The following is a 14,061-nucleotide window of genomic DNA, read 5'->3' as shown; positions in this document are numbered from 1 at the left end:
CAGGCAGTACGTGCGTAAACCAGTAAGCCGGCTACTCACCGCCACGTTGAGCACCATGCTCGGCGTGGGGGTCGCCGTGGCCGGATCGACGACGTCCGCGCATGCGCGGAGCGAGGCACCGGAGAGAACGGCCGCGGCCGCCTCCACCGCCGCGACGTCCGACTTCCAACAGGTCACCCTGGCCAAGGGACCGGACCAGGTGGGCGAGCCGATGGGTCTCGCGGTGCTCCCCGACGGCAGCGCACTGCACAGCTCCCGTGACGGCACCGTCTACTACACGACCCTCGACGGTCTCACCGACGTGGCGGCGAAGCTCTCCGTGTACACCCATGACGAGGACGGGTTGCAGACCCTCGCGCTCGACCCGCACTTCGCCAAGAACCACTGGGTCTACGCCTACTACGCGCCGCGGCTCGACACCCCCATGACCGACGCCCCGGAGAACGGAACGGCCGCCGACTTCGCGCCGTACAAGGGCTACAACCACCTGTCCCGGTTCACGTTCACCGACGGCAAGCTGGACCTGTCCAGCGAGAAGAAGATCATGCGGGTCGACACCGACCGCGGGCAGTGCTGCCATGTCGCGGGCGACATGCACTTCGACGGCGACGGCAACCTGCTGCTGAGCACCGGCGACGACTCCAACCCGTTCGCATCCGACGGCTACGCCCCCATCGACCGGCGACCTGACCGCAACCCCGTCTTCGACAACGAGCGTTCCACGGCCAACACCAACGACCTGCGCGGCAAGCTGCTGCGGATCAAGGTGCACGACAACGGCACCTACACGGTCCCGGACGGCAACCTGTTCCCGAAGGGCACCGCCAAGACCCGTCCCGAGATCTACGCGATGGGTTTCCGCAACCCCTTCCGGTTCAACGTCGACAAGAAGACCGGCGTCGTCTACCTGGCCGACTACGGCCCGGACGCCAGCAGCGCGAACCCCAAGCGCGGGCCGGAGAACACCGTCGAGTACAACCGGATCACCAAGCCCGGCTTCTACGGATGGCCGTACTGCATCGGCAACAACACGCCGTACGTCCAGTACGACTTCGCCACCGGAGAGTCCGGGCAGCCCTTCGACTGCGCCCACCCGGTGAACGACGCTCCCCTGAACACCGGCCTGAAGAACCTGCCTCCGGCCCAGCCGGCCTGGATATGGAACCACTACGCGGGCAACCCGCTGTTCCCCCAGCTCGGCGGGGAGGGCGCGCCGATGGGCGGCCCGGTGTACCAATACGACTCGGCGCTGAAGTCCCAGGTCAAGTTCCCCGAGAGCTATGACGGGAAGTTCTTCGCCTACGAGTTCGGCGCCCACTGGATCAAGCCGATCGCCTCGGACAGCAGCGGAAAGATCCAGTCGATCGACACCTTGACCAACGGCAACGACTGGGCCCGCCTGGTCGAGCCCATCGACACCGAGTTCGGTCCGGACGGCTCGCTGTACGTGCTCGACTACGGCAGCGCGTGGTTCGGCGGCTCCCTGGATGCCGGGCTCTACAAGATCGAGTACGCGCCGGGCAACAAGGCGCCGACCGCGGCGATCACGACGGATACCACGTCCGGCAAGAACCCGCTGACGGTCAAGTTCGACGGCACGGGCTCGACCGACCCGGAGAACGACACTCTCACCTACGCGTGGGACTTCGACAACAACGGCACGACCGACTCCACAAGTGCGACACCCTCGTTCACCTACACCACGAACGGGCAGTACCACGCCAAGCTCACGGTCAGCGACCCGAGCGGCAGGACCGGCGTCGCCGCCGTCCTGGTCACGGTGGGCAACTCCGCGCCCGTCCTGAAGTTCTCCGAGCCCCCGAACGGGCTGACGTTCAAGGACGGGGACCAGGTCGCATGGAAGATCGACGCGACCGACCCGGACGGCACCCCGGTGGACTGCTCCAAGGTCCAGGTCAGCTACTCGCTCGGCCATGACATGCACTCCCACAACCTCTCGCAGGCCACGGGGTGCAGCGGAACGTTCTCCATGACCACGGCGGGCCACACCGACTCCGACGACTTCTACGGCATCTTCTCCGCGAGCTACACCGACACCTCCCCGACCGCCGGGGTCCCCGACCTCACCGGCACGACGCAGATCATCCTGATGCCCAAGGGCAGGCAGGCGGAGTTCTACCGCACGCAGTCCGGCGTGCAGACGAGCTCCGTCGCCGGCGCCGAGGGCGGCAAGGCCGTCACGTCGATCGGCAACGGTGACTGGATCGAGTTCGACCCGTACGACCTCCAGGGTGTGAGCAAGATCGACTTCCGGGCCGCGTCGAGCGGTGCCGGCGGCACCATCGAGGTCCACACCGACGCCCCCGACGGCCCGCTGGCCGGCACGGCGACGGTGGGCGACACCTCCGGCGCCTTCACGACGGTCAGCGCTCCGGTGACCGACCCGGGCGGGACGCACAAGCTGTACTTCGTCTTCAAGGGCGGCAGCGGCGACCTGTTCAGCCTGGACTCGTTCACGATGAGCTGACACGACACGAGCCCGTCCCTGCCCCGCCGAACCGTCACCGACGGCCCGGCGGGGCAGCGCTGTTCGCAAACGGACCCTCTCCGCCCTCAGGTACCGGACCCGGGGCTCGTGGAGGCATGGCCCGGTTCAGGGAGCCGGACTTCAGCAGCGAGCGCACATAGTCGAGGGCCTTGGTGTTCTGGGCGGTGTCGGCGGTCATCCTCGTCTGGCCGGGGTTGGTTATCCAGCCGCCGGCCTGGCGCAGGAAGACCCCGAGGCGCGCGTACTCACCGTTGACGACCAGTCCGGTGACGTCTCCCTTGGTCAGCTTGGCGGCGACCGTGCTGAGCCGGCCCCAGGTGGTCGGGTAGTCCTTGGCGGTCAGGCCCGCCTTCTTCCACAGGTCGTCGTTGATCGCCAGGGCGAGGGTGGAGGTGTCCTTGGGCAGGCAGACCAGCTTGCGGTCGTGGGTGAAGGAGGCGCGCAGCCGGGCGGAGAAGTCGTCCGCGTCCTTGACCTGGTCGCCGTAGGGGTAAAGAGAGCCGGCCTTGGCGTAGTTGGCGAACTGGTCGGAGTTGACGTAGAAGGCGTCCGGTGGCTTGTGCCCGGCGAAGGACTGGGCGAGTTGCTGGTTGATGTCCTTGGCGACGTCCACGGTCACCGTGTTGCCGGACCGCTGCGCGTAGGCGGCCGCCGCCTCCTTGACGGCCTTGGTCTCGGCGTCGCCCGAGGAGGCGATGAGCACGGTGAGGTGCTGTCTGGAGCCGGTGTCCTGTGCGGTCTTCTTGTCGCCACCGAAACTCGACGAGCAGCCGGTGGCGCACAGGAGGGCCGCGCAGGTGACGAGGGCCGCGGTGGCCGTGCGGTTGACCATGGGTTCCTCCGGGGGATCGGGGTGGTGGGGGCGGCTCCACCCGGGCCTCGTGCGGTCGTGGGCCCGGGGGGTGGGGAGGGAGAAGGGGAACGTTTCTGATGTGGGACGGCGGGTCGGACACCCGGCCGCCTCGCAGCGGACGGCTAGTCGCCTGCGGTGGATGCGGCCGCGGTGCTGTCGCGCACGACGAGCGCCGGCTCCAGCAGCAGGCGCTCGGGCGGTGCGTCGGGAGCGGCGATCCGTGCCAGCAGCAGCCGTACGCACTCCCGGCCGACCTCTTCCAGCGGCTGGGCGACGGAGGTCAGGGCGGGCGAGAGGATCCCGGCGGTCGGGGAATCGTCGAAGCCGACCACGGCGACGTCCCTTCCGGGGAGGGCGCCGCGTTCGCGCAGCATCTGGTAGCAGCCGAGTGCCAGCATGTCGCTGGCCGCGATCACGGCCGTCGCGCCCGCGTCCAGGAGCGGCTTCACGGCGGCGCGGGCCGCGTCGCTGTCGTCCACGCTCTGTCCGCGCCGCCCGCGCGTCACAAGACCGTGCCGGCGCATCGCCCGCTGCCAGCCCTCGGCTCGGTCGTCACCGGCGCCGGAGGTGCCGCGTTCCCACCCGAGGAAGGCGATCCTGCGATGCCCCTGGGCGATGAGGTGTTCGACCGCGGCGTCCGTGCCCGAGGCGCCGTCGACGTCGACCCAGTCACCGATCTGGCGGCCCGACCACATCCGTCCGAAGCCGACGAAGGGCACCCCTCGCCTGGCGAGCCACGCCTGCCGTGGGTCGCCGCGGTCGGTACCGCTGAGCACGAAGCCGTCGACCTCGTGCTGGGCGAGCAGTTCCTCGTATCCGTCCAGGCTCGGGCCTCCGGGCGGGCAGGCGAAGAGCAGGATCCGGTACCCGGCCACGTCCGCGGCCTGTGACAGGGCGTGCAGGAAGCGGTCCATGACGGGTTGACCCGCCGGCGCGGGCTGGATGCCGTAGCCGATGAGCTTGCTGGAACGGGTGCGCAGAGTCTGCGCGGCACGGCTGGGGCGGTAGCCCATCTCGTCGATCGCGCGGCGGACCCGCTCCAGGGTCTCGGGCCGGAGCATGTCCGGTGAGTTGATCGCGTTCGACACGGTCTGCGGCGAGACCCCGGCCCGCCGGGCGACCATCGCGAGGGTCACCGGGCCGCCCTTGGCCGAAGGGGTCTTGCTGGAGCGGGACATGCGGCACTCCGATGTACAGGGGAGATTGTGGCCTTCATTTAGCGTTCCAAAAGCGTTGTCACGGCTCTGAGGACAGGCTTAGTGTCTTTGGAACGATCCAATACTGAGAGGTTCTACTTCCTTGGACACCCATGTCAAGCCCCAGGACGCCGACGGCCCTGACCCGGAACCCGCGTCCTCCGTCGCGGGCCTGCAGCCGTTCCTGCACGACGCGGTCGTCACCCTGTACGCGCCGAGCCTCGCGGTCTCGGGTGCGGACGGACAGCTCAGCGCGGGTGCGGACGGGTTCTACCACGGCGACCGCAGAGCCCTGTCCCGGCTGACCGTCGCGGCCGAGGGCATCCCGCTGGCGCCGGTCCAGGGCGGAGTGCGCGGAGTGGACCGCGCGGACTTCCGGGCGGTCCTGCGCGGCCTCGGCGAGACCACGCCGGACCCGGCGGTCGCCCTGCACCGGCACCGCCACCTGACGGCCGGCCGGCTGGAGGAAGTCCTCGTGGTCACCAACGCGGGCAGCGGGCACGTCCGCCTCCGGATGACGGTGACCGCCGGGACGGACCTCGCCGCCATGGAGCAGGTGAAGTCCGGGCAGGTGCTGCCGGTCGTACCGCCACAGGCCGTGGACACCGGCGGCAAGGGCCTGTCCTGGACCGGCGGCGACTTCACCGTCAGCCTGGCCGCCGAACCGGCGCCGGACGTCCTCCAGCCGGCGGCGGGACAACTGTCGTACGACATCTCCCTCCGGCCAGGCACTTCCTGGAGCATGACGTTGACCTGCACCGCGGCCTACGCCGAGGGCGACCAGTTCCCGGCCCCGCCGCAGGACCGATTGCCGTGGCACAACCCCGTGGTACGCAGTGCCGACCGCGGCCTCGACGGGTGGCTGGAGCAGTCGCTCGCCGACCTGGACCGCCTGCGCCTGACGGACCCCCGCTCCCCCGCCCCGGACCGTCCGGACCAGTTCCTGGCCGCCGGCGCCCCCTGGTTCCTGACCCTGTTCGGCCGCGACTCGCTCTGGGCCGCCCGGATGCTGCTGCCGCTCGGCACCGGCCTCGCCGCCGGCACTCTTCGCACGCTCGCCCGCCGCCAGGGCACCGTGGCCGACCCCGTGACCGAGGAACAGCCGGGCAAGATCCTGCACGAGGTACGCCGGGGCTCGCTCCCCCACGGCGGACTGTCCCTCCCACCCGTGTACTACGGCACGGTCGACGCCACCCCCTTGTGGATCACCCTTCTCCACGACGCCTGGCGCTGGGGCCTGTCCCCTCGGGATGTCGAGGCGCTGCTGCCGCACGCCGAATCGGCGCTGGCCTGGATGCGCGATCAGGCCGAAGCGAGCGGCGACGGCTTCCTCAAGTACGTCGACCACACCGGTCGGGGCCTGTCCAATCAGGGCTGGAAGGACTCGAACGACTCCATCCGCTTCCGCGACGGCCGGCTCGCCTCGGCGCCGATCGCGCTGTGCGAGGTCCAGGCGTATGCCTACGAGGCGGCACGCGCCGGGGCGTCACTGCTGCGGGCGTTCGGCCGGGCCGGGGCCGACGAGTGGGAGGAGTGGGCCGAGCGGCTCGCCGAGCGGTTCCGCGGGCGTTTCTGGGTGGAGGACGCCCACGGCCCCTATCCGGCGGTCGCCCTGGACCGCGACGGCCGGCCGGCGGACGCGGTGACCTCGGGCTTCGGTCATCTGCTGGGCACCGGACTGCTCAACGAGGAGGAGGGCGCGGTTCTGGCGGCCCGCCTCATCGGCCGCGATCTCGACGCCGGCCATGGTCTGCGCACGCTGAGCAGCGAGTCGGTGGGCTTCAACGCCTACGGCTACCACACCGGTTCCATCTGGCCGCACGACACCGCCATCGCCGTACACGGCCTGGTCAGGGCCGGCTTCCCGGACGCCGCCGCGTCCCTGGCGAGCGGCCTGCTGACCGCCTCGGCCGCCTTCGACGCCCGCCTCCCCGAACTCTTCTCCGGCCACGGCACCGAGGCCGGGCCCGGTCCCGCCCCCTACCCGGCGTCGTGCCGCCCCCAGGCATGGGCGGCCGCCTCCTCGGTGCTGGTGCTCCAGGCCGCCCTGGGCCTCGCCGCGGACGTCCCCGCCGGCACGGTCACTGTGGCACCCGGCTTCGCCTCGGCGTACGCACCGCTCACCGTGACCGGCCTCCAGGTCGGCGGAGGCCGGCTGGACGCCATGGTCACGGCGGACGGATCGGTGGACGTGAGTGCGCCGCGGGGACTGACCGTGGTCACGTCTTGACGCCGGCCGGTTGCCCGTCGGCGGCCGGTCCGGGAGACCGCGTACGGCCTCCCGCTGAACCGAAGCGTGACCGTTTCCCGGTCACCCGGCTCGCCTCGGGTCGCCGTCCGGCGGTCTGCGCCTCGTGGACGCCGTCATGCTTGCCTCGCGGGTGCTGTCATGGCAGGCGCCTCCGGCCATGTCACGTCCTCCGCCGACGGCTGGGCGGACGCACCCGCACCACGGCGTCCAGCCCCCTACGGAGAACGCTCCTGGGCCCAGGGGTGTCTGCAGCGGACGGCGACGGCCGCGATGTCGTCATCGAGTCTGCCGCCGCTGTAGTGGAGCAGGTCTTGGTGAAGCCGGTCCAGGAGCTCACGCGGGGCCGCCGGGCCGAGCTCCCGCATCCACTCCGGGAGCGGGAAGAACGTGCCGGTGCGGTCCCGGGTCTCCGATACGCCGTCGGTGTAGAGCAGCATCTGGTCGCCCGAGGCGAAGGCGACGGTGTCGACGTGGTACTCGTCTCCGAGGAGCGTCGAGAGATTGAGGGGCGGCGAGGGGACGCTGGGCTCGAGGACGCGGATCTCTCCGCTCCGCATCAGCAGGGGTGGGGGATGCCCGCAGTTGAGGATCTTCAGCTGCCCACCGACGTACGGGATCTCGGCGATCAGAGCGGTGGCGAAGTGCTCGGGCTGATCCGGGTCGAGGATCCCGAGGCTGTAGCGGCACATGCTGGTCTCTATGCGATGGATGATGCCCCTCAGGTCGGGCTGGTCGTAGGCGTTCTCCCGGAAGCAGTTGATCACCGCCGAGGCCGCCCCCACCGCCGACAGCCCCTTGCCGCGCACGTCACCGATGAGCAGCCGGACCCCGTACGGCGTGTCGGCCACCTCATAGAAGTCGCCTCCGATCCGGGCCTGCTCCTGGGCCGCCAGATACAGCGACTCGATCTCCACGTCCTGGACCCGGCGCGGCAGCGGGCGCAGCAGCACCTGCTGCGCCGCGTCGGCGACGAGCCGGATCTGGAAGAGTGTCTCCTCCCGCTGGAGCCGGAGATGGCTCGTATAGGCGGCCGCCAGGGTGACCGCGACGATCGCGGCCCCCGTGTAGGGCGTCCCCAGATCGGCGTAGACGAGGCTGAGCCCGATCATGACCATCAGGCAGAACGCCCCCAGCAGGATCGTCGGGAGCACCGGCCACATCGCGGCGGCGAGGGCGGGCGCGGCGGGCAGGAGACGGCTGAAGGCGATCTCCCTGGGGGTCGCGAAGGCCAGGCCGGCGATGAGGACGGTGAGGATCACCGGGGACAGCAGTACGGGCTCGCATCGGCCACCGTATGGAGGGCGGTGACGCCAAGGCCGTCCTGTCCTGATCACAAAACGTATCTTATCGGGGCATAACGGGCTTCGTGCCAGTGCCGTCGAGGTGCCGGGCGACGATCGCGAAGGGCCGGCGGACGCTCGCACGAACCTCGCGCTTCCCTGCTGGACCTGCGCAGTGCGGCCGGTCAGGTGTTCCTTCTCCAGGTCGTGATCGTGGTCCTGCTGGTCGCGGCCGTAGTGGTGGGCATGATGCTCCAGGCGGCGGGTGATGCCCTGCAGCAGGGGCGGCGGGAGTCGGTCGTCGCTGCCCAGTCGTTCGCGAATGCCCCCGGCGTGGCCGCGGCGCTGCACAGCCGGGATCCGACGGCGGTGCTCCAGCCGCGAGCCGTGGCGGCACGGAAGCGTGCCGGCGTGGATTTCATCGTGGTCATGAACACGCAGGGGATTCGTTACACGTACCCCTATCCGCGGGAGATCGGGAAGAACTTCGTCGGCACCATCGCACCGGCGCTGCAGGGCCGTACCGTCGTCGAACAGGCCGGTGGACCACCGCTGCCCGCGGGCAGGGGGACGGACGTGCAAGCGGTGGTGCCGGTGACCGACGCGCACGGCAAGGTGGTCGGCCTGGTCTCCGCCGGGATCACGGTCAAGAACGTGGTGGGACTGTGGATGCCACAGCTGCCGATCATCCTGGCCGGCGGCGCGGTCGCACTGACGCTGGCCATCACGGGCATGACGCTGGTGTCGCGGCGGCTGCGACGGCAGACGCGCGGTCTGGCCCCGGAGGAGCTGGCGGAGCTGTACGAGCACCACGACGCGGTCCTGCACGCGGTGCGCGAAGGAGTGCTCATCACGGGCGCCGACGGACGACTGGTGCCGGCCAACGACGAGGCGGCGCGGCTGCTCGGACTGCCTGCGGACGTGCGGGGCGCCCGGTGCGGGAGCTGGAACCGCCGGAACCGATCATGCGTCTGCTGTCGTCGCCGGAGGCCGTCACCGATGAGGTGTATCCCAAGAGGGACCGATTGCCGGTGGTGAACAAGCGGCCGACGTACCCGCAGGCCGACCGGGGAGGCAGCGTGGTGACCCTGCGCGACACAACGGAGCTGGCGGCGGTCTCGGGGCGGGCCGAGGTCGCGCGGGAGCGGCTGAAGCTGCTCTACGAGGCCGGGGTGGAGATCGGGACCACCCTGGATGTGGAGCGCACGGCCCAGGAGCTGGCCGACTCGCGCCGCACGCCGCAGATGCGGGCGCTGCAGGAGCGACGGGTCATGCTGGAGGCGGACCTGCGGGAGTCACACGGCTGGCTGGAACAGGATCCGGACCGCGCCCGCAAGGCACTGGAGTGCGGGTTGCGTTCGCTGGTCGCCCTGCCGCTGCGGGCGCGGAACGTACCGCTGGGCGTGGCCAACTTCTACCGGACGGCGGATTCCCCGGCGTTCGAGCCGGAGGATCTCACCTTCGCGGAGGAACTCGCCGCGCGGGCGGCGGTGGCCCTCGACGACGCCCGGAGGTTCACCCGAGAGCACGCGATGGCGGTCACGCTGCAGCGCAGCCTGCTGCCGCGGAGGCACCCGGAGCAGGACGCGCTGGAGGTGGCCTGGCGCTATCCGCCCGCGGAGGCGGGAGTGGGCGGGGACTGGTTCGACGTCATCCCGCTACCGGGCGCGCGGGTGGCCCTGGTGATGGGTGACGTCGTAGGTCACGGGCTGCACGCGGCGGCGACGATGGGCCGGCTGCGCACCGCGGTCCACAACTTCTCCACCCTGGACCTGCCCGTGGACGAGGTGCTCGGGAATCCGGACGACCTCGTCGTCCGCATGGACAACGAGGAGAACACGAGCGATGCCACGGACGGCCACGAGGGGGCGGGCGTGACCGGAGCGACCTGTCTCTACGCGGTCTACGACCCGGTGGCGGAGGTCTGCACGATGGCCCGGGCGGGGCACCCCGAGCCGGTGGTGGTGCGCCCGGACGGCACGGTCACCAGTCCTGGCGTACCGGCCTCGGCGCCCCTCGGTCTGGGCGGCTATCCCTTCGAGACCGTGGAGCTGCCCCTTCCGGAGGGTTCCCGACTGGTGCTGTACACCGACGGCCTCGTGGAGGACCGCACCCATGACAACGACATCGGGATGGAGAGGCTGCGCCGGGCGTTGGACGGGGCCGGGGGCCGCACGCCGGAGGAGACGTGTCAGGCGGTGATCGACGCGCTGAAGCCGTCACACTCCTGCGACGACATCGCGCTGTTGACGGCACGCACCCGGAAGTTCCCGCCTTCGGGTGTGGCCGCGTGGGAGGTGCCGTCGGACCCGGCGCTGGTTCTCGCGGTTCGGGTGCTCTGCCGGGAGACATTGCTGCAGTGGGGACTGGAGGCGACGGTGTTCGCCACGGAGTTGATCGTCAGCGAGTTGGTCACGAACGCGATCCGGTACGGCTCGCCCGCGGTCGGCATACGGCTGCTGCACGGACGCAGTCTGATCTGCGAGGTGTCGGACGGCAGCGGCACCTCGCCCCGCCTGCGACGGGCGGCGACCGTGGACGAGGGCGGCCGGGGGCTGTTCCTGGTGGCGCAGTTCGCCCAGCGCTGGGGGACGCGGCACACGACCCGCGGCAAGGTCATCCGGGCGGAGCAGCTTCTCCACGACCCCACCGACGCCGCCTCGGGTCTCGCACCGGTCGACTTCCTTCTCGACCAGTTCGACCTCGACCAGTTCGACGATCCGGGCCTGTGAGCCGAGGCGAACCCGAGCGCCTTCGCCCCGGTCCGTGCGGGCGCCGGGCCCTTCATCAGAATTCGCCAGACCCTCGCATCACCGGCGGGCTACTGTACGAACCCGTCGCACCACCCACGGTCACCCGAGGAGAAAACTGTGACATCGCCCTGCGACCCCCAGCATGCTCCCGCCGGTGATGCGGGCGCAGCGCTCATGATGATCGACTCCCGGCTCAAGGCCATCTACGACGAGAAGACCCGGACCGACGCCGAACAACAAGCGCTGACCGACCAGTTCGCCGCGTCCTTGGGCCCCGGCGGAGTCGATGACATGCTGGACGGGGCGTGCACGCTGATCTACATGTTCATGCAGTGGCTGCGGATGGCCTACGAGGACCACGACAAGGACGTCATCGAGTGCGTGGTGCCCAACCTTGTGGCCACGATGCGCATGATGCCGAAGAGCATCCGTCCCGAGGCCATCCCCACCATGGCCGGCCTGGTCATCGCCGCAGGCACCGGCCTGAGCCCCAGCCTGTGGCGCAAGCAGTACGGATATTGGACCGACGACGAGATGAACCCCCTGGAAGCCACCGCCTTCCTGCTCGCGGAGCACATCAACCGGATCACCGACGACCGCGACTTCGCCACCCGCCTGATCACCGCAGCTCTGTCCAGCGTGGACGAGGGCTGACGCGGCGCCATCAGCCCACGCCCAGCAGGCTGTCGCCGTCGCCGACTTGTTCGCTGATGTCCCGTGCGTCAACTCGTGACAACGGGGGCGGACGCGGGCGCCGGCCGGGGGACGTCGCGCATGTGGCGGAGCGGGGAGAAGAACACGAACCAGCCGGCCGCCCACGCACCGATGAAGGCCAGCCAGAGAGCGGGTCGCACGCCGATCAGCGTGCCGAGCAGCCCACCGAGGACGCCGCCGATCGGCAGCGTGCCCCAAACAACCCAGCGCACGGCCGCGTTCATCCGGCCCATCAGCTCCGGCGGTGTCACCGACTGCCGGTAGCTGACTTGCGCGACGTTGTAGACCATCCCGGAGAAGCCCGTGATGCCCCAGCCCAGCGGGAACAGCAGCACCCCCCAGCCTCGCCAGGCAGCCGCCGCGATGACCTGCGGCGCGCTGAACACCAGCATCGACACCCAGATGATCCGCGCCGAGCCGATCTTCTTGGCGAGCCGGCCGGCGAACGCTGCGCCGGCGATCCCGCCGATGGCCGCGCCCGCCATGATCAGCCCGGTCAGCGCGGGTCGCACGTGCAGCACCCGGATGAGGAAGACCATCGCCAGCGCCGACGTCATGCCGCCGAACAGGTTCGCGGTGCCCGTGCACGCCACGACCCTGCGCAGAATGCTGTGCCCGAACACGAACGTCAGCCCCGCGGCGATCCGGCGCCGCAGCGTCTCGTCCGCCGGCCGCGCCGGCGGCGGATCCTCCCGGGTCTTGATCCCGAGGATCGACAGGACCGAGATCGCGTAGGAAACGGCGTCGGCCGTCATCGCCCCCGCGGCGCCGAACAATCCGACCAGCCCGCCGCCCAGACCCGGTCCGCCGAGCTGCGCGAACGCCTGGGTGGTCCCGAGCTTGCCGTTGGCGCTCATCAGGTGATCGGCGCGGATGAGTGACGGCACATAACTCTGGTACGAGACGTCGAAGAACACCGAGCACACACCCGCCACGACCGCGACCACGTACAGCTGCGCCATCGTCAGGACGCCGAACGCGGCCGCCACCGGAACCGAGCCAACGACCAGCAGACGGAGAACGTCGCAGACGATCATGACGGAGCGCTTGGCAGCGCCGTCCACCATCGCACCCGCCGGTAACGCGATCACCGCGAACGCCAGCGTGGTGGCCGCGGTCAGCAATCCGACCTGGAACGTGCTCGCCTTGAGCGCGACGACCGCGAGCAGCGGCAAAGCGACCTGGGTGACCGCCGAGCCCGTCTCACTGACCGTCTGGCCACTCCACAGCAGCAGGAAATCCCGCTGACGCCATAGGTTCCGAGCGGCGGTCTCCGGCCCGACGTCCGGTAGATCCTTCGCTGCTTCCGTCATCTCGCCGGCTCCCCCTCGGATCCGCGGCCCCCGACCACGCAGTGTTCAGGCCCGCCACCGCGGCGCATCACAGCGTCGCGGTCGTCCCCTGCCCGGACGCGCTGCCCGCGAGCCACTGGTCCCAGCTCAGGTTGAAGTCGGCGTAGCCGTTGTCGGCCGGGGCCTTGCCACGGGGTGAGCCGGTGATGGTGACGGGGTCGCCCTGCTTGACCTGGCCGTAGAACCACTTGGCGTCCGGCATGGACAGGTGGACGCAGCCGTGCGAGCCGCGGGCGCTGCCGCTGCCCGGGTAGGGGTCGCCGGTCGAGTAGTGCACGTACGTGCCGGACTGGGTCAGGTGGATGTCCCAGGGCAGCGTCAGGTCGTAGTAGTTCGGGCTGCCCTTGTCGCAGCTGATGCCGACGCTGCAGGAAGTCATGTGGACCTTCGCCTGCTTGTCGATGACGGCCATCGTGCCGTCCCACGTCGGATACTGGGCACTGCCCGCGTTGATCGACAGGGTCCGCACCAGCTTGCCGTTGCGGGTCACCTTCATGGTGTGGCCGGTCACCGAGACATCCGCGCGCACGTCGTCGCCGATCGTGAAGGTGTGCGTGTAGTTGTGCACGCCGTAGCGTCCGTTGCCGTTGCTGACGCCCGTCATGTCAGCGTCGATCTTCACCTTCGTACCGGAGGGCCAGTACGTCTTCGGGCGCCAGTCGGCGCGCCTGTCGCCCATCCAGTGCCAGGCGCCGGCCACCGGCTGCGAGGCGCTGACCTTCATGTGCTTCTCCACCGAGGCCCGCGCCTTCGCGGCCACCGGGTTCGTGAAGACCACCGAGATCGGCATGGCCACGCCGACCGTGGTGCCCGTCTGCGGGGTGATCGTGTCCAGCAGCATCGGCGGGCCCGCGGGCTTCGTCGGTGACGGAGAAGCGCTCGCACCCGGCTTGCCCGACGCCTTTGCGTCGTTCCCGCTCGCCTTGTCACTGGCGCCCCCGCCGCAGGCGCTCACGCCCACCAGCATGGCACCCGTGACGAGTGCGATCCCTATGCCGCCCTTGCGCCGTCCCACGATCTGCCCCGCTCTCTCGCTCTTCGGCCCTGACGGGCCCGACTCCCTGTCAGACAGCGGGGGTAGGGGGCGAAGTTGCATGCGTCGCGTAAAACGTGTGCCAAAACTCGGTGCGCACCGCGGTTGCCGGGAAGGCAC

General features: G+C 70.3%; 8 protein-coding genes and 1 pseudogene. 4 read left to right on the top strand and 5 right to left on the bottom strand.

What is annotated here, in order from left to right; all coding sequences use genetic code 11:
• Positions 1 to 55: 55 nt before the first annotated feature.
• Entirely contained in the window at positions 56 to 2,488 is a 2,433-nt protein-coding gene (locus SRB17_RS24125) for a PQQ-dependent sugar dehydrogenase (protein ID WP_228396276.1), read from the top strand.
• A 34-nt stretch (positions 2,489 to 2,522) separates the two neighbouring features.
• Here the strand turns inward: SRB17_RS24125 and SRB17_RS24120 are convergent, their stop codons facing one another.
• Together SRB17_RS24120 and SRB17_RS24115 are read right to left on the bottom strand one after the other, a co-directional pair.
• Positions 2,523 to 3,341 (bottom strand): sugar ABC transporter substrate-binding protein, encoded by an 819-nt coding sequence (locus SRB17_RS24120; protein ID WP_228396209.1) that lies wholly within the window; start codon positions 3,339 to 3,341, stop codon positions 2,523 to 2,525.
• A gap of 143 nt (positions 3,342 to 3,484) precedes the next feature.
• A complete protein-coding gene (locus tag SRB17_RS24115; RefSeq protein WP_153542084.1) occupies positions 3,485 to 4,540 on the bottom strand; it encodes a LacI family DNA-binding transcriptional regulator in 1,056 nt (351 codons plus the stop codon).
• Between the two features lie 121 nt (positions 4,541 to 4,661).
• On the opposite strand from SRB17_RS24115, the gene SRB17_RS24110 reads away from it, so the two are divergent.
• Entirely contained in the window at positions 4,662 to 6,788 is a 2,127-nt protein-coding gene (locus SRB17_RS24110; RefSeq protein ID WP_153542082.1) for a glycogen debranching N-terminal domain-containing protein, read from the top strand.
• A gap of 236 nt (positions 6,789 to 7,024) precedes the next feature.
• Here SRB17_RS24110 and SRB17_RS24105 read toward each other — a convergent pair whose 3' ends face one another.
• Entirely contained in the window at positions 7,025 to 8,068 is a 1,044-nt protein-coding gene (locus tag SRB17_RS24105) for a PP2C family protein-serine/threonine phosphatase (RefSeq protein ID WP_323376166.1), read from the bottom strand.
• A gap of 210 nt (positions 8,069 to 8,278) precedes the next feature.
• Between SRB17_RS24105 and SRB17_RS24100 the strand changes: the two are divergent.
• Both SRB17_RS24100 and SRB17_RS24095 read left to right on the top strand, forming a co-directional pair.
• Positions 8,279 to 10,821, top strand: a pseudogene (locus tag SRB17_RS24100) (SpoIIE family protein phosphatase).
• Between the two features lie 138 nt (positions 10,822 to 10,959).
• The gene (locus SRB17_RS24095) at positions 10,960 to 11,496 is read left to right on the top strand and encodes a hypothetical protein (RefSeq protein WP_323376165.1); all 537 of its coding nucleotides are present in this window, start codon (positions 10,960 to 10,962) and stop codon (positions 11,494 to 11,496) included.
• Positions 11,497 to 11,564: 68 nt separating this feature from the next.
• Here the strand turns inward: SRB17_RS24095 and SRB17_RS24090 are convergent, their stop codons facing one another.
• A complete protein-coding gene (locus SRB17_RS24090) occupies positions 11,565 to 12,869 on the bottom strand; it encodes an MFS transporter (protein ID WP_153542080.1) in 1,305 nt (434 codons plus the stop codon).
• A 67-nt stretch (positions 12,870 to 12,936) separates the two neighbouring features.
• Positions 12,937 to 13,923 carry a L,D-transpeptidase gene (locus SRB17_RS24085; RefSeq protein ID WP_323376164.1) on the bottom strand — a complete coding sequence of 329 codons (987 nt, stop codon included), beginning with the start codon at positions 13,921 to 13,923 and terminating at the stop codon, positions 12,937 to 12,939.
• Positions 13,924 to 14,061 lie beyond the last annotated feature (138 nt).

Origin of the sequence: Streptomyces sp. RB17 (assembly GCF_009604455.1) — a bacterium.
GTDB lineage: Bacteria > Actinomycetota > Actinomycetes > Streptomycetales > Streptomycetaceae > Streptomyces.
The sequence above is the reverse complement of the archived record's forward strand: the minus strand, read 5'-3'. Positions and strand labels throughout refer to the sequence as shown.

Excerpts from the sequence above, each read along its gene's own strand:
- SRB17_RS24115 (WP_153542084.1), bottom strand. The coding sequence starts at position 4,540 with ATGTCCCGCTCCAGCAAGACCCCTTCGGCCAAGGGCGGCCCGGTGACC.
- SRB17_RS24090 (WP_153542080.1), bottom strand. The coding sequence starts at position 12,869 with ATGACGGAAGCAGCGAAGGATCTACCGGACGTCGGGCCGGAGACCGCC.
- SRB17_RS24120 (WP_228396209.1), bottom strand. The coding sequence starts at position 3,341 with ATGGTCAACCGCACGGCCACCGCGGCCCTCGTCACCTGCGCGGCCCTC.
- SRB17_RS24125 (WP_228396276.1), top strand. The coding sequence starts at position 56 with ATGCTCGGCGTGGGGGTCGCCGTGGCCGGATCGACGACGTCCGCGCAT.